The sequence below is a fragment of the Flavobacterium anhuiense genome, from assembly GCF_050990855.1.
GTDB lineage: Bacteria > Bacteroidota > Bacteroidia > Flavobacteriales > Flavobacteriaceae > Flavobacterium > Flavobacterium anhuiense_C.
In genome coordinates this window covers 3,389,228-3,414,877 of sequence record NZ_CP158861.1, presented here as the reverse complement: position 1 = coordinate 3,414,877, position 25,650 = coordinate 3,389,228, and the positions used below count along the sequence as shown (strand labels likewise).

Sequence of the window (25,650 nt, the reverse complement as noted above, 5' to 3'; positions counted from 1 at the left end):
AAATTTTAACGCTATGAACTGGATTATTTTAATCATTGCAGGCTTATTTGAAGTAGCCTTCGCCTCATGTCTTGGAAAAGCAAAAGCCACAACCGGAACAGAAATGTACTATTGGTATATTGGCTTCTTTATATCATTAACAGTAAGTATGCTATTATTAATGAAAGCTACTGAAACATTACCATTAGGAACTGCTTACGCTGTATGGACAGGAATTGGTGCTGTCGGAACTGTATTGGTCGGAATTTTTGTTTTTAAAGAACCAGCAGCTTTCTGGAGGTTGTTCTTCTTAGCTACTTTGGTTGGTTCTATTGTTGGTTTAAAAGCGGTTTCCCATTAAAAATATATTTTTTTTGTTTCAGGTTTAGGGTTTCAAGTTTCAAGTTTCAAGTTTCAAGTTTCACGTTACTAACTTAACTTGAAACCTGAAACTTGAAACTTTTAAAATTGTTACATTCAACTTTGTCAAAGTTCGAAACTTTGACAAAGTTTTTTTTTTAAAACTAACCACAATCTTGTCATTTCGACGAAGGAGAAATCACACTAGAAATTCCGCAAAGTGATTTCTCCAATCTTTGACGAATCCCGCGTGAGATTTCTCGTTTCTCGAAATGACAAACTGTTGGCAGAACTTTGTCAAAATTTACATTTTGGAATTTGGAATTTAAAAAAATTGAAAATTAAAAAGATTAATGCATTTCCTGCATCACATGATAAAAAAATAGCATTTTACCACATTATTCTCCGTTTTATCTTTGTCAAAAATTAAAGCCTAAAATTAAAATGACATTCAGCCATTCCATTAAATCTTTTGACGAATTAACCAATCACGAATTGTACGATATGCTTCGGTTGAGATGCGATGTTTTTGTAGTCGAACAAAACTGTCCGTATCTCGATTTAGACAATAAAGACCAAAAAGGATTTCACTTGTTGTACTTCGTTGATAATGAATTAGCAGGCGTAACACGTTTGCTTCCTGCGGGAGTTTCTTACAATGAAATTTCGATCGGAAGAGTGGTAATTGCACGCACGCATCGAGGACTAGGTTTAGGGAAAAAACTGATGGAAGCTTCAATAGCAGGCTGTAAAGAAAAGTTCGGAAAAGCTCCAATCAAAATCAGTGCGCAGTATCATTTATCTAAATTTTACCAATCGCTAGGATTTATGGAACAAGGCGAAGTTTACGATGAAGATGGAATTCCGCATATCCAGATGCTTCGCGCATAAGGCTTACGGAATAATCAATTTTAAAACATTGGCCAATACAGGATTATGTTCTTCAGTTCGCCAATTGATGTACAAATCGGTTTCCATTGGCAATTTGATAAATCGGATTCCAGGAATTTCATGAAAGACATACGAATCGGGTAAAATCGCGATTCCGAGACCTTTTCGAACCAAGGCAATAATCGACGAACCAAATTCAGAATGAAGATATACTTCTGGAGCGTTTTCCAGAGAATTGAATAATCTACGAATAAGATCGCTGTAACTGCTTCCTTCGTCGTTGGTTGGCAAAATAAACTTTTGAGAACCGAGCGTTTCTTTAGTTAGATCTTCGGGAGTTCGATACGGATGATTTTCGGGAACGACAATCGCTAGATGATCGGTATAGATTTTTTGAGATTGAATATCTTTAGCGTTATTGATATCTCTTGTAATCGCCAAATCGATTTTGTAATTGCGAAGGAAATCCTGCTGATTCTCATACAAAACCTGAACCAATTTGACTTTAAGTTTTGGAAAAGCATCAGAAATGCGAGCTAAAATTTCGGGCATCATGGAAGCTGAAATAGAATCGGGATGAGAAATGGTAATCGTACCGCTCTCCCCTAATTGAATCTGGCGGGCAGATTGATGAATAAATTCTAATTTACTCAATTCCACCTCCCATTTTTCTTTTAAGAATTGGCCAGCTGCCGTAAGTTTGACATTGCGTTTATTACGTTCAAACAACTGCACGCCAAGCTGATTCTCTAAAGATTGAATCTGACGGCTCAATGCTGATTGTGTAATATTCATTTTTCCAGCGGTATTCCAGAAATGAAGTTCGCGGGCCAAGGCCAAAAAATATTTTATCTGCTGTAAATCCATTGATGCAATTTACGCATTTATTAAGAATAAAAAATAGCATCTAATGCATTAAAAAAAATAAAAATGAATACTTTAAAAATAACCAAAGCAACAACAGATGACGTTTTAAAACTGCAAGCAATTGGAAGACAAACTTTTTATGAAACCTTTGCCGATGTAAACAGCGAAGAAAACATGAAAAAATATCTCGACGAAAGCTTCGCTACAGCAAAATTAACTTCAGAATTAAACCATCCATCGTCTTACTTTTATTTAGCCGTTTTAGACGAAAAAGTTGTTGGTTATCTGAAATTAAACACAGCTGACGCTCAAACTGAAAAAGAAGATTTAAATGCTTTAGAAATTGAACGCATTTATGTGGCAAAAGAATTCCACGGCAAAAAAGTTGCGCAAGCCTTATACATGCAAGCAGAAACGATTGCCGAAGAAATTAAAGCGGTATATATGTGGCTTGGCGTTTGGGAGAAAAATTACAGAGCCGTAAGTTTCTATACTAAAAATGGTTTCGTTCAATTTGACACGCATATTTTCAGATTAGGCGACGAAGAACAAACCGATTTAATGATGAAAAAAGTTTTGATTTAAAATGGAAAGAAGACAGCTTTTATTGTTTCTACTTATTCTGGGCACTGCCTTTTGGGGCGTTTCTTATTCGGTTACCAAAATGGCAATCGGTCACTATTCGCTTAACATATTCTTATTTTACCGTTTTCTTTTAGCTGTAGTAGTATTGAGCATCGTTTTCTGGAAATACGTTAAAGACCTCAATCGAGAAGCAATTAAAACAGGATTTGTGCTTGCAGTTCCCATGTTTTTAGGAATTCAATTGCAGACTACTGCACTCAAATACACCGATGCCTCGCAATGTTCTTTTATTGCGGGATTGACGGTAATTATTATTCCGATGCTGAAATTAGCGATTTACAGAACCAATACGCCGTTAAAGATCTGGATTGCGGCTCTGACTGCGTTAACGGGATTATTTATTATTGCAATAACAGATAAATTCACCATAAACGTTGGCGATTTATTCACGATTTCGGGTGCGTTTGCTTTTGCCGTTTATCTGATTTCGGTTGAAAAACATTCGGCTGCCAAAAATCTTTTGTATTCCATTGTTCCGATGTTTGCTTTCTGTGCTTTGTTTACTTTTTGCATCGCACTTACCGATTCGCAAGCTGTTTGGTTTCCAAATAACAACACATTTTGGTTAGGTGCAGTTTACTGTGCTTTGTTTTCAACGGCTTTTATGTATACGGTTTCCAACATTTCACAGCGTTATTTATCTGCAGAACGTGTAGCAGTTATTTACTTGTTTGAACCTGTTTTTGGTGCAATCGGAGCTTTCTTTATTTTGGGAGAAAATCTTTCTTGGCGTTTGCTTTTGGGCGGCACTTTGATTTTTTCTGCTACTATTATTTCTGAAGTGAATTTTAAAAGTAATAGGTTAAAGTTTTTTGCGAAAAAATTAAGTTGATTTTTTCATGCAGATTTGAGCTGATTATACTGATTTTTTTTTCACTTTAGTGAAAATCACATAGCTCTAATCACATAGCTCTAATCGCAATTTCTAATCCCAAAGCTTTGTGTTATTTATTCGGTTTTCTAAATAGGCAGAAGTGTATCTTCAGGATCACAAGGAAAATAAATAATGATATCGGTGCCTTCATTAGGTTTTCCCTCGGCTCTAATATCTCCTCCTACAGCCTGCATAATTTTTTTACAAAGCGCCAAACCTACACCAGACCCAGTATAGTGTTCTTGTGCATGCAATCTTGTAAAAACCTTAAAAATAGATTCGGCATACTGTTGTTCAAAGCCAATTCCGTTATCAGAAAAACGAACCCAGTGGCAATATACTTTGTACTTGTCCTGTATTAAGACTGGTTCTTGAGAAGCAGTTATTACAATCTTCGGCTGTCTTTCTGCCGAAGCATATTTTAAGGAATTCTGAAGAATATTAATAAATAACTGATGCATTAAAAATCCAATAGCATGAACTTCCGGAAGGCTTTCATGCTCAATTAAAGCCCCACTTTCTTTAATGCTTTCGTGCATTTCTTTAATAGTCGACTTCAAAATTTTATTTAAATCTACTTCTTGTAATTTATCTCTTGTGTTTTTTATTCGAGTATATTTCAAAATATCTTCTAGCAAACCACTCATTCTGTTAGCAGATTTAGAAACACGTTGTAAAGAATTCGAAATAGATTCTGTAGAAATAACATCGAGTTCTGTCAGCATTTTTGAAGTAATCAGCTGAATTTTGCGTAGTGGTTCCTGCAAATCGTGTGTACTAATCCAGTTGATATTTTCTAACTCTGAATTGGTTTCTTTTAATATTTCGCTTTGACTGCGGTATTTCTCTTCCTCTTCACTCAACATAATCAAAATTAACTGATTATGTAAAGTGTGCGCATATTGCGCAGCGGCATTAATTTCATATTGTTTCCAAGGAATACTCTGATTTTTAACAATCTGTTTCCAGATATTAAAAGAATTTCTAGGATGAAGTCCTTTACTGTCTATTATAATACTTTTCTCTGGATCACCGCCCCAGTTAATCTCTGATATTGTTTCAGGTCTATACCAAATTATATGACCATCACTTCCCAATGAATGATAGATGATTCCAGCTAAATTAGAATTTTCAGTAAATTCAGGGAAATAGTCTGTAATTTTATTCGTTGAAAAAATTTCAGTTACATTATTGGCAGTAATTTTTTCAATAAGACTTAAAATGTCCTCCTCAGAAGGCGCTACTCCTTTTTTATAAATTTTATTTCTAGACACAATAGAAACGCCAGAAGCATTAGCAATCTCCAGCAATTGTGGCGCTTCAATAATTTTTTCTAAAGATTCTCTCGAAATTGAAAGTTCAAGCGCTGTTAATTGTTCTAATGCTAAAATGATCTTCTGCGCATTAATATACTCGTCATTAGACTGTCTAATATCTATTTGAGAAGTAATAAACTGTCCTTGAAGTTTTGCTGCCAATCTAATCTCAGGAGAAATGTTCTTTGGTGAATAATGGTGACAAGCAATTAATCCCCATAATTTATCGTGATGGATTAAAGAAATCGTCAATGTCGCTCCTACTCCAATATTTTTTAAATATTCCACGTGAATTGGGGATGTACTTCTTAAGATAGAAAGACTTAAATCCAGATTTTTTCCTTCTTTATCATCGACTGTATAAATTGGCACTGGTTCATAGTTAATATCGACAATTAACCTAAGCTGATTTCTGATGTATAGCTCGCGTGCTTGAGCAGGAATATCTGTATGCGGGTAATGCAATCCGAGAAAAGGTTCCAAATCTTCTCTGCAATCTTCTGCAAATACTTCGCCATTGTACTGCTCATCAAAACGGTAAATCATTACACGATCATAACCTGTTATTTCACGCGTTCCTTGCGCGACAAGAGCACATAAATCTTTTAATGATTTGGTTCTGTTCATTTGGCTCACAAACTGAATAGTTTGTTTATAAGCATCAGCCAATTTCTCTCTATCAGGAAATAAAAGCTCAGCCTCTAAAACAAAAACACCTCCGCTTTTATGAATATTAATTTGAAATAATTTCCCAAGTATTTCTATTTCAAGAGGAAAAGCATCTTGAATTTCATCCCCTTTTATGTAGGCTAATATTTCTTCTTGGGCAATTGAACCAAAAACAGTTGCAAAATCTTTTCCTAATACTTGAGTATGGCTCAAGTCAAAATATACAGCAATATTTTCTGTGCAAAAATCTATTTTCCAGTCAGTCGTAATACCTAATAGAAAACCATGCGGTTGTATTTTGCCAGGAATATGTATTGGTTCGTGTTCGCAATTGGTTAAATTAACTATCTCACGATTAACTATATCTTTGATTTTCATTTTCTACTTTCGGTCAAAATGCTTGTAAATGCTGTCAAAAGCAAATACAGCTCCTTCTATTATTTCTTCTCCACAATTGTATTCCTGCTCATATTCTGATAGAAAAGCTAGAAAAGATTTCCAAAAACTTCCCGTTTTTTCTCCATAACCATTAAAATAAGAAACGCCATCTTCTCCAGAAAGTTGCAATACTTTTGAAACATTTTTTAAAATAAATCTTCCCCCTAGTGTTGAACCTTCCACCACATATAAAATTCCTAGTGCAAAAGCAGGAGAAATTCCTTCAGTTTGAAAAACCTTTTCTGTATTTGTTTTATCAGAATTAAAAAATAAAAGATCATTCTCTATAAGATGTTTCTTTCTTCTCTGATCTAAATCATCAATTAAATTTGAAAAGAACGGAAAAATAAGCCCCTCCGTATCGTTATGAACATCGTGCATTAAACTTAGATAATACGTATAATCTTCGACCTTCATTTCTGGTGACATAATCGACATTGAAACTGGAAGTTCTTCTAATTTCTTATGAGAATCAGAAGTTTGCGTTTTTAAATCAGAAAGAAAATTAGAAGCTATTGAAGATGTTGTATTACTACTCATTGGTTACTTTTTGTATGTTTACGAGCGTTATTTCAAAATTGCTCCTTCACAAATTTAAAAAAAAATACATAACAGATTTTAAAATCTTAATTTTAACAAATAGCTATAAATCTTCAACTAAAGAAATCTCAAAAACGGTTTGATTGTTTTCGCTTCTATGCGAAATGTAACCGCCGTGCGCTTCTATAATGTTTTTAGATAAAGTTAGACCAATTCCTGCACCTTCGGTTCTTGTGGTATAAAAAGGAAGAAAAATTTTGTCTTCAATTTCTTTTTCGATCCCTTTTCCGTTGTCCATAACTCGTATAAAAACGCGGTTGTTTTTGGCTTCTGCTGAAATTGAAATTTGTTTTGCATCTTTATTTTCTAATGCATTAATCGAGTTCGTTAATAAATTGATTACTACTTGCTCTGTCTGTTGAGAATCGACATTTACCCAATAATTTTGCGTTACCAAATTATTGACTTCAATATTATTTCTCTTGAACAACGGATTCATAATTTGAATACCGTTTTCAATTAAATCCTGCAATTGTACTCTTTCTTTTTTGGGCGAGGGCAACATGGCGAGTTTTCGATAACCTTCTACAAATTTCTGCAAATGATCGCTTCGTCTCAACATTGTCTGCACGCTGTTTTTGATGTCTTCTAAATCTTCTGACGAAAGCGAATCTTGCGCTACTATATCTTCGAGGTTTTGACAGATCGAACGAATAGGCGTTATTGAATTCAGCAATTCATGTGAAATCACTTTCATCAAATTAATCCAAGCATCTTTCTCTTTTTTCTCTACCAAGTTCTGAATCGAATCTAGTAAAACGATGAAATAATCCTGTTCAAAAATTTCAGTTCTTGATGCCTGCAAAACAAAAGTTTGTCTGCTTTCTTCGTTGATACTGATTTCAATTGAAGTTTTAATTTCATGAAAATCTTCTTGTTCTATGATTTCACATAAAGCCGGCAATTGATTTTTAAGGTATTTCCATTTCGAAACCTTTGAAACATTAAAATGATTCGAAAAATAATCATTCATTAAAAAAATGCTCCAATCTGTTTCTTGTTTCTGCAGAATAATAACGCCTGATTCAATATTATTTAAAATCGAACGGTAAATAATATCTCTTGTAACTTGCTCATTCTGTTTATTTTTCAGTGTTTCATACAAATTAAACAAATCGTTGTACGAACTATTAAATTTATGTTTTGAAAAATCAGAACTGAAATCATTCTGCAAAATCGAAGAAATGGTTTTATTGTAAACCAAAATCAGATTTCGAACATAAAAATACATTTCGCGTCCAAGCAAAAAAACCATGCAAAGGCCAAATATTCCAGTAAAAAGCAACCCAATTTTAAAAAAGTAAAACGACAATTCGATTCCGATCACGATAAAAATTAACCGCAGGAAAATGAGTTTATACGTTTGTAATGTCTTCAACATAGCTAACTGATATTGATATTAAACTTCTCCAAACGTCTGTACAGTGCACCTCTTGACAAACCTAATTCCTCGGCAGTTTTACTAATATTGTTATTGTTTTTGAACAATGCTTTCTCAACCGTAGCTTTTTCAACCGAAGAAAGCTGTATATCATCTGGATTTTCTTCATAAGGTGTTATTGTTTCCAAGTCCAAATCAGAAACAGTGATCGTATTGTTTTCGCAAAGAATAACCGCTCGTTCAATCTTATTTTCCATTTCTCGAATGTTTCCGTTCCAAGCGTGTTTTTCAATTTGCTCCAAAACTTTTTTATCAAAAACAATTTCGTCTCTCCCGTATTTTTCAATCATTTTATCCAAAAGATATTCGGCAAGCGGAATCTTATCTTCGTGTCTTTCTCTTAACGGAGGCAAAACAATTTCCATCGTGTTTATGCGATAATACAAGTCTTCACGGAAGTTTTTGTCTGCAACTTCTAGTTTCAAATTTAAATTGGTTGCGGTAATAATACGTACATTTAAAGGTCTTGCTTTTGTTTCCCCTAATCTTGTTACCGTTTTCGTTTGAATAACTTGAAGCAATTTAGATTGCAAATGAAGTGGTACATTTCCTATTTCGTCTAAAAAAATTGTTCCGTTTTGCGCCATTTCAAAACGTCCAGCTGTATCTGCTTTAGCGTCGGTAAAAGCACCTTTAGCATAACCGAACAATTCGCTTTCGAAAATATTCGAATTTAAAGAACCCAAATCAACTGCAATAAACGGCTGCTTTTTTCTTTCAGATTGCGAATGAATATGATGTGCGAGAACAAATTTTCCTGTTCCATTTTCTCCTAAAATCAAAACATTAGCATCTGTTTTTGCCACTTTATCAGCTAATGAATAAGCCTTTTTTATAATTTCAGAAGTACCAACAAAAAATTCCTCTTTTATCTCAATTTCTTTATTTTTCTTCTGTTCTTTTCGTGCTTTATCTACGGCTTGTTTCACCGATTCCAAAAGCTTTTTATTTTCCCAAGGTTTCAGAATATAATCAAAAGCGCCCGATTTTAAGCCTTCAACAGCAGTTTCTACTTTTCCAAAAGCAGTCATTAAAATGACAACTGTTTTTGGTGAAAGCGTTTTAATTTCCTTAAGCAGATACAAACCTTCTTTTCCATCTTCAAATCCTAATCTGTAATTCATATCCAATAAAACAACATCAATGGTATTTTTTGCCAATAATTCGACAATATTTTTCGGATTATTTAAAGTAAAAATGTTCTCGAAATACTTTTTCAGATAGACTTTTGACGCAAAAAGGATGTCTTCTTGATCGTCGATGATTAAAATAGAAGCGTTGGTCTTTTTCATTTTTGTTCGGTTTTGGACGAAAGGTGTCCATTAATGGACAGTTCAATTTTATTTCGAAAAACAAACCCTTAAAAATAAGGCAATTGCAAGGTTTAATTTATTGGCACGAAAATCACATTAGAACTTGTAAATCATTAATAATTAACAGCTTTCGGAAGTAAAAATAGCAAAATAAATAACGATTACACATTGTAAAAATTTTAAATCCTAAAAAATAAACCAACTAAAACCATTATCATTTATGACTCCCAATCAATCAACAATCCAATCTAACTGGCTATCAAAATTTTATTTAAGTTTCCTAACAATCGTGGGCGGAGTCAACGCTTTACTTTTTGTCATATTACCTATTCTTCCATACAATTTGACCAATTTTATAAATGCCGCTGGAATGTTGAGTTTATTATTAGCGATTTTGTTTTCAATTGTTTTTTCTTTCTATTGGAATTATAAAGAAAAAAGCAATAGCATCAACTCTGAAAAATACAAGAATACACTCATTTCATTATTGCGTTTTTGGATTGCTTTTCATGTTTGCATTTTTGGTTTTGAAAAAATTATCGATGTCAATTTTTCTTTTTATTATCATATAAATGATTCTTTGGCAAGCACTCTAACGGGTCAAGAACTTACATGGAAATATTATGGATACTCTTATGGACTTTCAATTATAGTTGCCATATTGCAAATTTCTGGAGGTTTTGCATTACTATTTAAACGATCAATTTTAATCGGATTGACGTTGCTAATGCCTGTAATGTTCAATATTTTACTAATTAATCTATTTTATAATATTGGTCCAATTACATGTTTTACCTCAATAATAATTATGCTTGGTTTGGCTTATTTATTATTTCAGTACAAAAAAGACATAATTGCTTTGTTTACTTCTGTTAAAATAACTTCTTCGGTTGTAAAAAATAAAGCTTTGCGTTTCGTAGCCCGTGCTTTCTGCATTGTAATTCCTTGTTTATTTGTACTTTATTACAGCCATCAAGTGCAGCTTTCTAAAAAATATTTTGGAAAATGGAAAGTTGAAAGCCTTTCTCGCAATGGCAAAATAATTCCTGAAAAAGCATGGGAAAAAGATAGTTCAGCGTGGAAAACTATTTATATCGAAGAAAGAGAGAAAATTTTCTTTTGTCCAAATCCTAATATGTATGTCGATAGCGCCTCAATTTATATGAAATATAGATTTGATGACGCAAAAAATACCTTTAAAGTAATTTCATATGAAAGAAACTTGCAAAATCCCGATACAATTCCTGTTCAAATTAATAATTTCGACAGCAATTCTATGCAGTGGAATATGGTATTGTATAAAGACACAATCAGAATGCAATTAAAAAAAATTAAACAATAAATCAATCAATCAAAAATTAAAACAGTCCATTATGATTACCATTACAAAACTTTCAAAAGTATTTAGAACTGAAGAATTAGAAACTAAAGCATTAAGCGAAATTTCGTTAACCATCAATCAAGGCGATTTCGTATCGATTATGGGACCGTCTGGAAGCGGAAAATCGACTTTATTGAACATCATCGGGCTTTTAGACAGTGCTTCCGGCGGAAGTTATGCACTTCTAGGTCAAGAAATGGTCGGTTTAAAAGAAAAACAAAAATCGCAAGCCAGAAAAGAAAACATCGGATTCATCTTCCAAAACTTCAATTTAATTGATGAATTATCCGTTTTTGATAATATCGAATTGCCTTTAATTTACAACAATGTGCCTTCTTCAGAAAGAAAATCTCGTGTAAACGATATGGCAAAAATCTTAGGAATTGCTCATAGATTGAAGCATTTTCCGCAACAGCTTTCGGGCGGACAACAACAGCGTGTAGCCGTGGCAAGAGCTTTAATCAACAATCCAAAAATTATTTTGGCAGATGAGCCAACAGGAAATCTAGACAGCAAAAACGGAAATGAAGTAATGGAATTATTGACAGATCTTCACGCCAGCGGATCGACAATTTTAATGGTAACGCACTCAGATTACGATGCTTCTTTTTCGCAAAAAACCATTTTCATGAAAGACGGTGTGATTCTTTCTGAAAAAGCAAATCATAGAAATGTAGATGTTTTAGTAACTGCTAAAAACTAGTTTATGCTTCAAAATTGGCTTAATATATTTATTTATCAATTAAAGCATAATAAGCTTTTTACGGCTCTAAACATTCTTGGTTTAAGTATCGGGATTGCGGGTTTAATCTTTGCAACACTATATTGGAATGACGAATATTCATACGACAAATGGAATCCTAAAAAGGATAAAACCTTTATCGTTATGAATGATTTAGGGAAGGGAGATGTTTGGGCGACAAACTCAGCCATGACTGGGCCATATCTAAAGTCAGCTACTCCATATTTAGAAAATTATTGCTATTTTAATGACTATTACACGAGAGAAACCATACAGTTTAATGGCAAAACAGAATTGATTGATAAAATCTTTTCAGCTCAAAATAGTTTCTTTTCTTTTTTTCCTTTTGAATTCAAATACGGGAATCCGAAAACTGCTCTTAAAGAGCCGCAAAGTATTGTTTTTTCAGAGGAAACGGCATTTCGTTTATTTAAAAATGAAAATCCAATTGGCAAACAAGTAAAATATGCAGACAAATTTTTTGTAGTTCGAGGCGTATATAAAATACCTGGAAAATCAGTAGTAATGCCAAGTGCCGTTACTAATAGTATCGAAGAAGATCTAGAAGCGCGTAAGGATCGTTGGGGCTTTAGTTTCGGTTTAGTTTTAAAGTTAAAGAAAAACAGTGATTTGCCACTTGTAGCTAAAAGTCTAGATGATTTTTTTATTGAAAACAACTTTAAAAAACAGGCAAAACGCGAAGGGATGACAATTAAGGAGTATGCAAAAGCATTCGGCGAACCTATGAAAGTGCAATTGATTCCTTTTGAAAATTCGCGACTTTATAAAGGTGCTTATCCATTTCCAGAAGGAACAGGAAATCTTCAGTTTTTACGAATCTTGATGGGATTGTCGATTCTAATTTTATTGCTTTCAATTGTAAATTATATCAATTTAGCTACAGCTAATGCCATAAAACGAGCCAAAGAAGTTGGCGTGAGAAAAATTATTGGCGCTACAAAAAGACAAATTGTGCTTCAGTTCGTGTTTGAAACCACTCTAACTATGTTATTTGCTTTATTGCTCGCACTTGTAATTGTTGAAGTTTCTTTGCCTTTTTACAATCAATTATTAAGTAAAGAATTGGTTCTTTCGGGATCTCAGTTTTTTGTACAGCTTATTGTAATTTTTATTCTTGTAGTTATTGTGAGCGGTGTTTTTCCTGCCGTTTATATTTCAAATTTTGAAGTTTTAAGTGTTTTAAAAGGAAACTTTTCGCATACCAAAAATGGTTTATGGCTAAGAAACAGTATGTTGGTGATACAATTTGCAATTGCTGTTTTTTTTATCATTGGTTCGCTTATAATCTATCAGCAAGTTCAATTCATGACAGAAAAAGATTTGGGTTTTAGTGGCTCTCAATTAATGAATATTTCTTTTAGAGAACAAAAAGACAAAGAGCAATTTGAACGTTACGAAAGCATTAAACAAGAAATTTCAAAGATTCAAGGTGTTGAAGGGATTTCTGCTGGAGCTTTTTCTATCGGCGATGACTGGTGTTCAAGAGGAGGGATACATTATAAAAATAATGAAGTCGTTATTGTTAATCAACTAGGTTCTGATTTTGGAATGTTGGAGATGTTGGATATTAAGTTAGCAAAAGGCAGATTTCTTTCTGAAAAATTGGCTTCTGACACCATTTCTAATGTTTTACTAAACGAAACTGCTGCCAAAACTATGCATGAAAAAAATCCTTTGGATAAAACTATTGGATGGAACGGACAAGATTATAAGGTTGTCGGGATTATAAAAGACTTCCATTATTTTGGTCTTGATAAAGAAATCGGTCCGATGATTTTCTTTCATATCAACACTCAAAAATGGACACAAGGCAATATTGAATCTATTACGGTTAAAGTTTCGTCCAAAGATATGCAACAGACTATTGCTTCTCTTAAAAGTTTCTGGATTAAAAACGTAGATTCAGAATATCCTTTTGAATACAATTTCGTCGATAAAAACTTTGCTAGAACTTTTAAAAAATACGAAGACCAAAGAAACTTATTTGCTCTCTTGAATGTTGTCGTGATTCTAATTGCAGTTTTCGGCTTATTTGCCTTAGCTTCTTTTTCTATGGAAAGAAGATTAAAAGAAATTGCGATTAGAAAAACGCTTGGCGCTGAAACCAATATGTTACTGAAAGAACTGTCTAAACAATATGTAGTTTTCTGTATCATTGGTTTCTTAATCGGAATTGTACCTGCTTATTTGTTATTGCAAAAATGGCTCGAAAATTTTCCTTTCCGAATAGATATTACGCTTCTACCCTTTTTTATTGCTTTTGTGTCTTTGCTTTTTCTAACGCTGACAATCGTTTTATTAAAAGCGTATCAAGCTACAAAAGTCGATGTTTTAAAATATTTAAAATACGAATAAGATGCTTAAAAATTGGACAAACATATTTATATATCATGTAAAGAATAACAAATTCTTTACGGTACTAAACATTTTAGGTTTAAGTATCGGAATTGCAGGTTTAATTTTTGCGATTCTGTACTGGAACGACGAACATTCTTATGATCAATGGAACCCTGAGAAAGATAAAATTTTCAGTGTAATGAACGATTTTGGAGGCGGAAATATCTGGACAACAAACTCTCCTATTACAGCCCGAACGTTAAGTGCAACGACTTCTTACTTAGACAAATACTGCTATTATAGAATAAATTATACTACTGAAACAATTCAGTACAAAGGAAAAATCGAATTGGTAGACAAGATTTTTTCTGCTGAGAGAAGCTTTTTTTCTTTTTTTCCATTTGAATTTGTTCAAGGAAACATCAAAACAGCTCTTCATGACCGCAACAGTATGGCTATTTCGGAAGAAACAGCCGAAAAGATTTTCAAGAATGAAAATCCGATGGGCAAACAAGTAAAATATGCAGATAAGATATTTGTTATTCGCGGTGTATACAAAATGCCTAAAAAATCGTCTATAATGCCTGCTGTCATCACTCCGATTGTGGAAGATGAGCTAGAAAGCAACAAAGACAATTGGGGTTTTAGTTACGGATTAATGTTAAAGCTTAAAAAGCAAAGCGATACAACTGCTGTAATTAAAAACTTAGATCAAATTTTCCTTGAAAAAAACTATAAGCAACAGGCAAAAGAAGTTGGTCTTTCACTCGATGAATTCATTAAACAATACGGAGACCCGATAAAAGCAAGACTGTTTCCGCTTTCTAAATCAAGGCTTCGTCAGGGAAATTATGCTTTTCCAGAAGAAAACACCAATTTGCAGTTTTTGAAAATAGTAATGGGATTATCAATTCTAATTTTATTATTATCAATTGTCAATTATATCAATATGGCAACGGCAAATGCGGTGAAACGAGCTAGGGAAGTTGGCGTGCGTAAAATTATTGGCGCATCGAAAAATCAAATTATTGCGCAATTTGTTTTTGAAACCACGCTTATAACTTTATTTTCTGTTTTGCTGGCAATGGTAATTGTTGAACTTTCGTTGCCGTTTTACAATTCGTTTTTAGGAAAGGATTTAGTGCTTATTGGAACTCAGTTTTACTTGCAGCTTGTTTTGATTTTTTTCTTTGTCATTATCGTTTCGGGAGTTTTTCCAGCGGTATACATTTCAAATTTTGAAACGCTTAAAGTACTGAAAGGAAACTTTTCAAGAAGTAAAAGCGGTGTTTGGCTTAGAAACGGAATGCTCGTTTTACAGTTCTCGATTGCTACACTTTTTATCATCGGATCTTTTATTGTACACAAGCAGGTAAATTACATGATTTCTAAAGATTTAGGTTTTGATGGCGCGCAAGTTATGGATATTGTTTTTAGACCTGTAAAAGGTAAAATTCAGTACGATCGATATAAAACTATCAAACAAGAACTTTTAAAAATGAAAGGTGTTGAAGCGGTCTCTACTGGAGCTTTTTCTATTGGAAGCAATGAAAATTCTTGGCAAGGACTTCATTATAAATCAAATAAAGAAGTCATTACACAACAATTGGGACTTGATTTTGGGCAATTAGATTTACTCGGAATCAAAATAGTGAAAGGAAGAGATTTAAACAGCAAATTGGCAACAGATAGCATTACAAGTGCTTTACTGAATGAAACTGCTGCAAAAACGCTTATGGTAAAAGACCCCATAAATAAAGAAATTACTTTTGGCGGTCAAAAATATAAAGTTGTCGGTATTGTCAAAGATTTTCATTACATCGGAATGGAATATAATGTGGCGCCTATGATTTTCTTTCACATTAAATCTGTAACATGGATGGAAGATTATTTACGATTTATTTCGGTTAAAATATCGCCTGAGGGAATGCCAGAAACTATCGCCAAAATTGAGAAATTCTGGAAATCTAAAGTCGATCAGGAATATCCATTTGAGTATGGTTTTGTCAATAAAAACTTTGCACGAACCTATAAAAAATATGAAGATCAAAGAAACTTGTTTGCGCTACTGAATGTTGTCGTAATCTTAATTGCCGTTTTCGGATTATTTGCTTTGGCTTCTTTTTCTATGGAAAGAAGATTGCGCGAAATTGCCATCAGAAAAACGCTTGGAGCAGAAACCAATACTTTACTGAAAGAACTGTCAAAACAGTATGTGATTTTCTGCGTAATTGGTTTCTTGATCGGAATTATTCCTGCTTATTTATTGATGCAAAACTGGCTCGAAAACTTTGCTTCTCGAATCGATATTCCGTTTCTGCCTTTCTTAGTTGCTTTTGTTTCGTTGTTATTTTTAACGCTGACGATTGTTTTAGCAAAAGCCTATCAAGTGACCAAAGTAGATGTTTTAAAATATTTAAAATACGAATAAGATGCTCAAAAACTGGATCAATACATTTATCTATCAAATAAAACACAGTAAGCTTTTTACTGCTCTCAATATTCTCGGATTGTCCATTGGAATTTCAGGTTTAATTTTCGCATTATTGTATTGGAACGATGAACATAGCTACAATGCTTGGAATCCAGAGAAAGACCATGTTTATCAGGTTTTAGTGAAATTGAGCGATATGCCCATATCTCCTGATAACCCGACACGATTAAAACCGCATTTGGAAAATGATCCAAATGTTGCAAACATTGTCTACGCCGATCAATGGTATCAAAAAGACAAAATAGTATACAACGGAAAAAAAGAATTGGTCGACAAAATTGTAAATGCCGAACGCGATTTCTTTACTCTTTTTCCTTTTGAAATACTTTACGGAAATGCAGCCTCGGCAATAGAAAACGAGAATAGCATTGCCATTTCAGAAAAAGTGGCGCAACGCTTTTTTGGAAACTCAAATCCTGTAGGAAAACAAATTCAATGTTTCGATTCGATGTTTACCATCGGCGCCGTATACCGTATTCCGAGCAAATCTTCCATTGCTCCAACTGTTGTGGTAAACAGAATGAAAGATTTGGCTGATCCTGCCAAAAATCAAGGTCTTTTTGTTTTAAAATTATTAATAAAACTAAAAGATCCCTCAAAAGTAGATTTGACGCGAAAAAGACTTGAAAAAGTGTTTTACGATGAAATTATTCTGCAAAGTGCTAAAGAAGCTGGATTTACACCAGCAGAAATGGTCAAAAAAATAGGAACCTTCAAAGTTATCATGGAACCGCTTTCAACTGCTAGATTGCATTCTGTAACCGACGGTTATCCTGAAGGTAGAGGAAATTATCAGTTTCTAGTTATTATGGCGTGTTTATCGGTTTTAATTCTAATTCTATCTATTGTCAATTACATCAATTTGGCAACGGCAAATTCGATTAAAAGAGCCAAAGAAGTTGGCGTTCGTAAAGTTTTGGGTGCTTCTAAAAAGCAGATTGTTTGGCAATTTATTTTTGAAACTGTGTTAATGACTGCATTTTCGGTTTTATTAGCCTTAATGATTGTAGAAATTGCACTTCCGTATTACAATTCTTTTTTAGAGAAAAATTTAAGAATAGCCGAAAGCCAATTTTATCTTCAATTAATACTGGTTTTTATCATAACCATTGTATTTGCTGGAATATTTCCTGCTTTATATGTAGCTAATTTTGAGACTTTAAAAGTCTTAAGAGGCAATTATGACCGAAGCAAAAGCGGTATCTGGTTTAGAAACGGAATGCTGATTGTTCAATTTGCCATTGCTTCATTTTTTATCATTGGTTCTGTAATTGTTTATCAGCAAATTAAATATTTAAACAATAAAGATCTTGGTTTTAAAGGCGATCAGGTTATGGCGATTTCGTTAAATCTGCCGTCTTCGTATTATCAAGGAGAAAATGCTGGTAAGAATATTTTTGAACGATACAATACAATAAAACAGGAACTTTCAAAAATTAAAGGCGTTGAAAAAGTTTCAACTGGTCTTCTTTCTTTTGATGGAGCTGACGATTCGCAATGGCCAATCTGGTATCAAGATGTGCTTTTCAAACAAAAAGCAATCGGACTTGATTATGACATGCTGAATCTGCTTAATGTAAAAATAATAAAAGGCAGAAACCTAAGTCCGAATATGGCTTCTGATACTATCAATTCGGTTTTGGTTAATGAAAAATCGTTGAGTTTAATGCAGATTAAAGATCCGATTGGGAAAGAAATTAAAATTGGAAATCAGAAAATGAAAATTATTGGCGTAGTTAAAGATTTTAATCTTTTGAGCCCAGAAGTTGATGTTCCGCCAGTTACTTTTTATCATATAAAATCTCTGGATATGGCCAGCGAAATGAATCGTATTTATGTAAAATTAAAAGCAGATCAAATTCAAAATTCTATTGCTGCAATCGAAAAATTCTGGAAAGCAAAAGTCGATACCGAATATCCGTTTCAGTATGATTTTGCCGATAAAGAATATGCGAGAACTTATGAATCTTATGTCAAGCAAAAGAATCTATTTTCACTGCTAAACATCGTCGTAATCCTTATCGCTTTGTTCGGATTGTTTGCTTTGGCTTCGTATTCGATTCAGCGTAGAATGAAAGAAATTGCCATTCGAAAAACATTAGGTGCAGATACCAATGTGCTCTTAAAAGAATTGTCCAAACAATATGTTTTGTATTGCATAATTGGTTTTCTACTCGCGGTTGTTCCTGCTTATACTTTACTGCAGAAATGGCTGAATAACTTTGCTTTTAGAATAGAAATTCCTGTTTTGCCTTTCTTGATTTCTTTTGTTTTTTTATTGACACTTACTTTAATAATTGTTCTCGCGAAAGCGTATCAAGCGACAAAATCTGATGTTTTAAAATATTTAAAATACGAATAATTTAGTTTTGAGTTTTTGTGAAAAGCTGTGTAAGTCTGAGCCCTTGCACAGCTTTTTTTATTTCTTTACTTCTCGTTGCGTTTTTTTTTACCGCAAAGTTCGCAAAGATTTTTTTTAAACTGAACTTAGTAATAAGATCGCAAAGGCTATTCTTTGTGTCGTCAGGTATGTGTGCCATTCTTGTCATCTCGACGAAGGAGAGATCTCCGCAAGCAACTCCACATAGTTTTTAGCGCAAAGTGCGTAAAGATTGGCGATATACTATACGGAGCTCCTTACGAAGATTTCTCCTTCCTCGAAATGAAACTATCGGTTTAAAACTTAAAAAACTCTGCGACCTTGCGACTTTGCGAGATTAATTTTTTAAACTTTTAAAATTCTTACTTTAAGAAATAGTAAACCCAACAGGTTTTAAAAACCTGCCGGGTTTTGTATTTTGATTAAGAGTAAAATCTTTTTAGAATTTCTTTTGCATTGTCCGAAGCTACGATCAATCCGCCGCTCATCATAATGATGTCTTTGAGAACCAAACGACCTCCGACAGAAAGATATGGAAAACCAAATTCTGGTGTTGGAAAATCTCCACCCAAATTCGGAACGTAAACTTCCGGTGTTGTGATTAAAAACGATAAAGTTACAAATGCCATCCCGAATGTTAGAAGTCCGCCAACAAAGCCCAATTTAGGAAACCAAATTCCTAAAAGAACCAGCAAACCAATTGTCACAATAACAGTTCCTAATCCGTACGAGAAAACATACGTTCTATTTTCTTCGTGCCATTTGATGTTTTTGGCAACCGTTTTACCTTCAAGGTTTTTATGAAGTGTGTAGGCTTTTACCATTTTTCCCTCGTCATTCACGACTTGTTTATTAGCATCTTTATAAAAGAAACTCATAAACGGACTATTCGCGACAAGCGGAACAATTCCGTCTGCTTCATATTTAAAGGCTTTTAATCCACCAATCCAAGCCATTACAACGAATATCGCAATTCTTAAAAAGTGAATAAAGTTGTTTTGTCCACCAGCTACAAATCTTATTAATTTTTCCATTTTGATTCTATTTTTAATACACACCAAAATTACTTTAGAGCTATCTGGATAAAAATGGACATAAAGGAGTTTTCATGGACTATTTTGCCACGATAGAAATACCGACTTCTTTTCTGAATTCTTTAGGGGAAATGCCAACGTTTTTCTTAAAATAGCGGCTGAAATAAAATTCGTCTTCAAAATTCAGATCATCTGCAATTTCTTTTATAGTCTTTGTCGTTAAATGCAGTTGTTTTTTCGCTTCTAAAACAATACGATCTTGAATCAATTGCGAAGGTGATTTTCCGAAATGTTTTTTGATTCTTTTACTGAAAGTATTCACACTCAAATGGTACTTAGAAGCATAAAAAGCGACTTCTTTTGCTTCTAGAAAATGAGAATCAAGCAAATGCTGAAACTTCAAAATATCAGCATTTCCAATAGATTCCTGAATCTTCGGCGACATTTTGAGCCGTTTTTCTTTACTGCTTAATGCCAAAACAACTTGCAGATACGATTTCAGAATCGAATTATCATAATCAAGTTCAGAGTCTTCTACTCTTTTCATTCTTTCAATAATGCTTGCAATTTCTTCATAAATAAAATCGGAAACGATTACGAAAGGTTCGCTGTAAATATCGTTGAACAAGATTCCGTTGCAAGCGACTTCTTTTTTATGATATTCAATGCAATAAAAATCTCCGTGAAAGCTTAAAGTGTTGATGAAAGGCGCTGTAGAACTTTTCCATTGCAACAATTGATATGGCGTTAGAAACAAAAGACATTTTCCTTTGCATTCGTAATCGGTTAAATCAACAGAAAAAACGGCTTCTCCATCAAACATCAAAATGTTGTAATAAGGCTCGTTGATTTCCTTTTCAAGAAAAGAAGATTGTTTCAGTTGAATTTTCATGTTACTAAATTACAGATTTGTTTTTGGTTTTCTGCAGGCTTTCTTGCTTGTCGTTGTGTTTTTTTTTTACCGCAAAGTGCGCAAAGATTTTTTTTAAGCTGAATGCAGTAATAAGGTCGCAAAGGCTTTACTGCATATCTTAAAACAAAAACCACTTTGCGACTTTGCGTCTTTGCGAGATTTTTTTTTAAGCTTTTAAAATCCTTGCTTTGAGAAATTGCTCGCAAAGACGCAGAGTCGCAAAGTTTTTTATTTGACTCTTAAACTTTATTTATACTGATTCTTAAACCGATTTTGACATTCGTCAATGTTTTTTTCTTTGATTAGCTTTACTTTTGAAAATGATTAATTTTTGAGAAATGATGAGTGAACTTGAAGCTTTAATTCAAAGCAAATTACAACTAGAAAATGATGAGTTAAACACCATTCTCTCTTGCTTTAAATTAGTACAAGTAAAGAAGAATGAGCAATTACTCCAAAGCGGAACGGTTGCAGACAAAATTTATTTTATTAAAAAAGGCTGTTTACGTTTGTACTACAGTACAGAAGATCATATTACCACTCGTTTTATGGCTTTTGAAGGTACATTTCTAACTTCTATCGTAAGTTTAATTTCGAGAGAGCCAAGCACTGAATATATTGAAGCGGTTGAAAATTCAGAGCTTCTAGCAATTTCTTATGACGATTTTTTCCGACTTCGCAATACAATTCCGCAATGGGACAAAATGTACATTTATATTCTAGAATACGGTTTAACAGTTATTACTTCTAAGCTGAGTACCTTATTGACACAAAACGCTGCTGAAAGATACCGCAATCTTCTTAAAAACAATCCAGAACTCATTCAGAGATTGTCCAATGCCAATCTTGCCTCCTATCTCAATATTTCGCCAGAAACATTAAGCAGAATAAAATCACAGATCTAACACGCTGTAAAACATCAAAAAACAATATTAAAAAACATTTTCTATCATGAGAAGTGATGAAGTAAAAAAAGGGGTTCAGAGAACTCCTCACAGATCCTTATTGCGAGCTACGGGCTTGAAAAACGAAGATTTCGGAAAACCATTTATAGGAGTTGCCAACTCCTTTATTGAAATTATTCCGGGGCATTTTTTCTTAAACAAAGTATCTGAAATCATCAAAGAAGAAATTCGTGCAAATGGCTGTGTTCCATTTGAATTCAACACTATCGGAATCGATGACGGAATCGCAATGGGACACGACGGAATGCTGTACTCGCTTCCAAGCCGCGAAATTATCGCAAACTCGATAGAAAGTGTCATGAACGCACATAAATTGGATGCTATGATTGCAATTCCAAATTGTGACAAGATTGTTCCAGGAATGATTATGGGAGCTTTACGCGTTGATGTTCCGACTATTTTTGTAAGCGGCGGGCCAATGTCTAAAGGGTATACCAAAAACGGAACCGCAATTGATTTAGCAACAGCATTTGAAGCCGTTGGAAAACACGAAGCAGGAAAAATTTCAGACGAAGAATTGTACGATATTGAATGTAACGCTTGTCCTACTGGCGGAAGCTGTTCTGGAATGTTTACGGCTAACTCGATGAATACTTTAATGGAAGCGATGGGAATTGCTTTGCCAGGAAACGGAACCATTTTGGCACAAACTCCAGAACGTGAGCAATTGTATCGTGAAGCGGCAAAAAGAATTTGTACTATTGCTAAAGATCAGCAGGCTATTGAAAAATTCAAATTGAAAAATATTTTGAACGAAAATGCTGTTCGCAATGCTTTTGCTGTCGATATGGCAATGGGCGGAAGCACGAATACGGTTCTTCATATGCTTGCAATTGCGAATGAGGCTAATGTTGATTTTAAGCTAAAAGACATTAATACCATTTCTGGAAATGTAGCGCATATTGCTAAAATTTCGCCAAGTTTAAGCACGGTTCACATGGAAGACATCAACAGAGCTGGAGGTGTAAATGCGGTGATGAAAGAAATAAACAAAAGAGGTTCGGGCGTTTTAATTGATAATCTTACGATTAGCGGCGAAACCTTATTGGAGAAAATTGCAAATGCTGAAATTAAAGACACAACGATTATTCATACCATTGATAATCCGTATAGCAGAGTTGGCGGATTGGCAATTTTATACGGAAATCTGGCTGAACAAGGCGCGGTTATTAAAACGGCTGGTTTAACTGGAGATCGCGTTTTTACAGGTAGTGCCGTTTGTTTTGACGGTCAAGCCGAAGCAATTGCCGGAATTATGATGGGGAAAGTAAAAGCTGGAAATGTAGTGGTGATTCGCTACGAAGGACCAAAAGGCGGACCTGGAATGCAAGAAATGCTTTCTCCAACAAGTTTAATTATGGGAATGGGACTTGGAAGTTCTGTAGCTTTAATTACTGACGGAAGATTTAGCGGCGCAACCAGAGGAGCTTCTATCGGGCACGTTTCTCCAGAAGCCGCTGAAGGGGGCATGATCGGTTTAGTTCAAGATGGCGACGAAATTCATATCGATGTAGATCAATATATTTTATCAGTTAATTTAAGCGATGAAGAAATTGCGGCAAGAAGAGCCAACTTCAAACCATTGAAAAAACCTTTAAACTCAAGATGGCTTTCTCAATATAGAGCATTAGTTACCAATGCAAGTACAGGAGCCGTTTTGAAAACAGATTTAGATTAAATCTTCAATATATTAGAATCAGCTTCTTCATACTTGGAGAAGCTGTTTTTTTAATTACAATGTAATTGGAATATTTAAACCAAGCTTTTCTACTCCCATTGCAACAACAGTTCTAAATCTCTTGATGTTTTTATTAGCAAAAAACAATTCTCTTGTTAGTTTTTCATAATCCATCATAGATTTTACAACTATTATCAAAACAAAATCAGACTCTCCCGTTACATAATAACATTGCTGCACTGCCGAACAGGAAACCAATGATTTCTTTGTTTCATCTATAAGATCGATTTGTTCGCTTTCTAAAAATATTTCAACCATTAAAGTTACAGGATTGCCTAAAGCTTCCCTATCTAAAATTGAAATATCATGCTTTATAATACCTTCTTCACGCATTCTTTTAATTCTGCGTTTTACTGCGGCAGGAGATAATCCGATTGTTTCTCCAATATCTCTTTGTGGAGTTAAATTATCCTTTTGAAGAATTTCGAGTATTTCTTTATCAAAACTATCCATAAATGAAACAAAATTGCAAATTACCCCTCAAATTTAATTAAAATAACCTTCAATAATGATGCAATTTTGCATTTTACAAATTATTAAAAAGTACAAAATGAGTAAGTCAATATTTAAAGGGTTTCTTTTGGCGATTGTAGCAGCCATATTTTGGGGAATTTCGGGAACTTTTGGACAGTTTTTATTTCAAGAAAGAGGGCTAAATGTAGAATGGCTAATTACGGTTAGAATGTTAGTTTCAGGAATTATACTTTTAATATATTCGAAACTACATGAAAAAACAGAAATATTCGAAATCTGGAAATCTAAAAAAGATGCGTTTCAATTATTACTATTTAGTATCGCTGGAATGCTTTCTGTACAATACACCTATTTTGCTGCTATAAAACATTCTAATGCTGCAACTGCTACCATTTTGCAATTCTGCGGACCTATTATAATTGCGATTTTCTTGGCTTTAAAATTCAAAAAACTGCCAAAAGCAAAAGAAACATTAGCCATTATCCTTGCCGTAACCGGAACAATTTTATTAGTAACACATGGAAATTTTAATAAATTGGCTATTTCTGGAACTGCTTTATTCTTCGGACTTAGTTCGGCAATTGCTTTAGCTGTCTATACTTTACAACCTGCTAAACTGCTCCATAAATACAAACCCTCAGTAGTAATTGGATGGGGAATGTTTTGTGGCGGTTTTGCTTTTAGTTTTGTTAAAGCCCCTTGGCAAATAGAAGGCCAATGGGATTTGCTCACCTTCCTCTACACTGCTTTAATAATTGTTTTTGGAACTTTAATTGCATTTACATTCTATCTGAATTCAGTAAAAATAATTGGAGGCCAAAAAGCTAGTTTATTGGCATCTGCAGAACCACTTGCGGCTACTGTTTTAGCTGTTTATTGGCTTAAAACACCTTTTTCTATTATTGATTGGATTGGCAGTTTATTAATAATCTCTACAGTCTTTTTATTAAGCAAAAGCTCTGAAAAAAAAGCCGTTTTGAAAACAGATTTAGATTAAACTTTACTTCTACAAAATTACCCTAAATAAAATGTCCCAGAAAGTTAGCTTTTCTGGGAACATTTCGGGGTTGAATAATGGATTTTATTCAAAGCTGGTTTCATAATAAAAATACTCGAGTTAATTCATCGAATATGCCGTTCTTGGGGGCAAACAGAAATCTTCGAAATCTACTCCAGCAAGGTTTAGGCTTTTAAAAAATGTCTTTACTTTATTTTTTGCTTCTCTATCAGTACCTGTAAAAAATATTTCGTTTCCTTTTGGTCTTTGGCTCAACAACGAAAGTACGTTTGGATTAGTAATAGTAAGAACTTTTACTACATGTGCTTCTGGTAAAAGTGATGCTATCATTTCGCTCGATGATTTAGAATTTGGTCTTAGGCATTCTAAACTAAAAATTGGATTGCTAGCTTGTAGCAATATTTTATCGCTCATATCTGGCAAATCCTTCATAAAAAGCCCCACATCTTCACGAGGAATAAACAATAGCACTATATCAGCCTCCACCGCTTCATTTTTACTTACCAATTTTACATGCTCTCCCATTGTTGCTGCCAAATCTTTAAACTGGCGATTTTCTCTAGTAGAACTCAACAATACTTGATGTCCGACTTTGGCTGCCTTATTTGCAAAATCCATTGTAAAACTACATAAACCAATTACTCCTATCTTCATACGTTTTTGAACTTTGCTTTTAACCTAATATGACAAATATAGTCGTACAGACTATTACGAAGCTTATTATTACTGTCCCAATAAACCTACAACGTTGTAGATTTAA

21 protein-coding genes are annotated in these 25,650 nt (G+C 33.8%); 12 read left to right on the top strand and 9 right to left on the bottom strand.

Annotated features, from left to right (window positions below):
- The first annotated feature begins 13 nt into the window (after window positions 1–13).
- On the top strand, window positions 14–340 hold the full coding sequence (locus ABTV69_RS15140) for a DMT family transporter (RefSeq protein WP_026728926.1): 327 nt from the start codon (window positions 14–16) through the stop codon (window positions 338–340).
- Window positions 341–783: 443 nt separating this feature from the next.
- A complete protein-coding gene (locus tag ABTV69_RS15135) occupies window positions 784–1,230 on the top strand; it encodes a GNAT family N-acetyltransferase (RefSeq protein WP_433830162.1) in 447 nt (148 codons plus the stop codon).
- A gap of 3 nt (window positions 1,231–1,233) precedes the next feature.
- On the opposite strand, the gene ABTV69_RS15130 is transcribed toward ABTV69_RS15135, so the two are convergent.
- Entirely contained in the window at window positions 1,234–2,097 is an 864-nt protein-coding gene (locus ABTV69_RS15130) for a LysR family transcriptional regulator (protein WP_433830160.1), read from the bottom strand.
- A gap of 63 nt (window positions 2,098–2,160) precedes the next feature.
- Between ABTV69_RS15130 and ABTV69_RS15125 the strand changes: the two genes are divergently transcribed.
- Window positions 2,161–2,682, top strand: coding sequence for a GNAT family N-acetyltransferase (locus ABTV69_RS15125; RefSeq protein ID WP_433830158.1), 522 nt, complete (start codon window positions 2,161–2,163; stop codon window positions 2,680–2,682).
- 1 nt (window position 2,683) lies between these two features.
- Window positions 2,684–3,574, top strand: a complete 891-nt coding sequence (locus ABTV69_RS15120; RefSeq protein ID WP_433830156.1) for a DMT family transporter — start codon at window positions 2,684–2,686, stop codon at window positions 3,572–3,574.
- Between the two features lie 128 nt (window positions 3,575–3,702).
- Here ABTV69_RS15120 and ABTV69_RS15115 read toward each other — a convergent pair whose 3' ends face one another.
- The 4 genes from ABTV69_RS15115 to ABTV69_RS15100 all read right to left on the bottom strand — a co-directional run bounded on the left by ABTV69_RS15115 (window position 3,703) and on the right by ABTV69_RS15100 (window position 9,372).
- Window positions 3,703–5,979, bottom strand: coding sequence for an ATP-binding protein (locus tag ABTV69_RS15115; RefSeq protein WP_433830154.1), 2,277 nt, complete (start codon window positions 5,977–5,979; stop codon window positions 3,703–3,705).
- Between the two features lie 3 nt (window positions 5,980–5,982).
- A complete protein-coding gene (locus ABTV69_RS15110; protein WP_433830153.1) occupies window positions 5,983–6,579 on the bottom strand; it encodes a biliverdin-producing heme oxygenase in 597 nt (198 codons plus the stop codon).
- A 103-nt stretch (window positions 6,580–6,682) separates the two neighbouring features.
- A complete protein-coding gene (locus ABTV69_RS15105) occupies window positions 6,683–8,020 on the bottom strand; it encodes a sensor histidine kinase (RefSeq protein ID WP_433830151.1) in 1,338 nt (445 codons plus the stop codon).
- Window positions 8,021–8,022: 2 nt separating this feature from the next.
- Complete coding sequence (locus ABTV69_RS15100) at window positions 8,023–9,372, bottom strand: sigma-54-dependent transcriptional regulator (RefSeq protein ID WP_433830149.1); 1,350 nt, start codon at window positions 9,370–9,372, stop codon at window positions 8,023–8,025.
- 241 nt (window positions 9,373–9,613) lie between these two features.
- Between ABTV69_RS15100 and ABTV69_RS15095 the strand changes: the two genes are divergently transcribed.
- From ABTV69_RS15095 to ABTV69_RS15075, 5 genes are read left to right on the top strand one after another with little or no spacing between them, the layout of a single operon-like run.
- The gene (locus ABTV69_RS15095; protein WP_433830147.1) at window positions 9,614–10,735 is read left to right on the top strand and encodes a hypothetical protein; all 1,122 of its coding nucleotides are present in this window, start codon (window positions 9,614–9,616) and stop codon (window positions 10,733–10,735) included.
- Window positions 10,736–10,766: 31 nt separating this feature from the next.
- Window positions 10,767–11,477 (top strand): ABC transporter ATP-binding protein, encoded by a 711-nt coding sequence (locus ABTV69_RS15090; protein WP_433830145.1) that lies wholly within the window; start codon window positions 10,767–10,769, stop codon window positions 11,475–11,477.
- A gap of 3 nt (window positions 11,478–11,480) precedes the next feature.
- Window positions 11,481–13,892 (top strand): ABC transporter permease, encoded by a 2,412-nt coding sequence (locus ABTV69_RS15085; protein ID WP_433830143.1) that lies wholly within the window; start codon window positions 11,481–11,483, stop codon window positions 13,890–13,892.
- Window position 13,893: 1 nt separating this feature from the next.
- Window positions 13,894–16,305, top strand: a complete 2,412-nt coding sequence (locus ABTV69_RS15080) for an ABC transporter permease (RefSeq protein ID WP_433830141.1) — start codon at window positions 13,894–13,896, stop codon at window positions 16,303–16,305.
- Between the two features lies 1 nt (window position 16,306).
- A complete protein-coding gene (locus ABTV69_RS15075; protein WP_433830139.1) occupies window positions 16,307–18,730 on the top strand; it encodes an ABC transporter permease in 2,424 nt (807 codons plus the stop codon).
- A 440-nt stretch (window positions 18,731–19,170) separates the two neighbouring features.
- Here ABTV69_RS15075 and ABTV69_RS15070 read toward each other — a convergent pair whose 3' ends face one another.
- Window positions 19,171–19,782: a DUF417 family protein gene (locus tag ABTV69_RS15070; RefSeq protein WP_433830137.1), complete on the bottom strand. Its 612-nt coding sequence runs from the start codon at window positions 19,780–19,782 to the stop codon at window positions 19,171–19,173.
- 79 nt (window positions 19,783–19,861) lie between these two features.
- Complete coding sequence (locus tag ABTV69_RS15065; protein WP_433830135.1) at window positions 19,862–20,674, bottom strand: helix-turn-helix domain-containing protein; 813 nt, start codon at window positions 20,672–20,674, stop codon at window positions 19,862–19,864.
- A gap of 359 nt (window positions 20,675–21,033) precedes the next feature.
- Between ABTV69_RS15065 and ABTV69_RS15060 the strand changes: the two genes are divergently transcribed.
- Together ABTV69_RS15060 and ilvD are read left to right on the top strand one after the other, a co-directional pair.
- On the top strand, window positions 21,034–21,600 hold the full coding sequence (locus ABTV69_RS15060) for a Crp/Fnr family transcriptional regulator (RefSeq protein WP_433830133.1): 567 nt from the start codon (window positions 21,034–21,036) through the stop codon (window positions 21,598–21,600).
- Window positions 21,601–21,646: 46 nt separating this feature from the next.
- Complete coding sequence (gene ilvD, locus ABTV69_RS15055; protein ID WP_433830131.1) at window positions 21,647–23,338, top strand: dihydroxy-acid dehydratase; 1,692 nt, start codon at window positions 21,647–21,649, stop codon at window positions 23,336–23,338.
- Between the two features lie 54 nt (window positions 23,339–23,392).
- Here the strand turns inward: ilvD and ABTV69_RS15050 are convergent, their stop codons facing one another.
- Complete coding sequence (locus tag ABTV69_RS15050) at window positions 23,393–23,851, bottom strand: Lrp/AsnC family transcriptional regulator (protein ID WP_433830129.1); 459 nt, start codon at window positions 23,849–23,851, stop codon at window positions 23,393–23,395.
- A gap of 97 nt (window positions 23,852–23,948) precedes the next feature.
- Between ABTV69_RS15050 and ABTV69_RS15045 the strand changes: the two genes are divergently transcribed.
- Complete coding sequence (locus ABTV69_RS15045; protein ID WP_433830127.1) at window positions 23,949–24,869, top strand: DMT family transporter; 921 nt, start codon at window positions 23,949–23,951, stop codon at window positions 24,867–24,869.
- 120 nt (window positions 24,870–24,989) lie between these two features.
- Here ABTV69_RS15045 and ABTV69_RS15040 read toward each other — a convergent pair whose 3' ends face one another.
- Complete coding sequence (locus tag ABTV69_RS15040) at window positions 24,990–25,544, bottom strand: NAD(P)-binding domain-containing protein (protein ID WP_433830125.1); 555 nt, start codon at window positions 25,542–25,544, stop codon at window positions 24,990–24,992.
- Window positions 25,545–25,650: the final 106 nt, after the last annotated feature.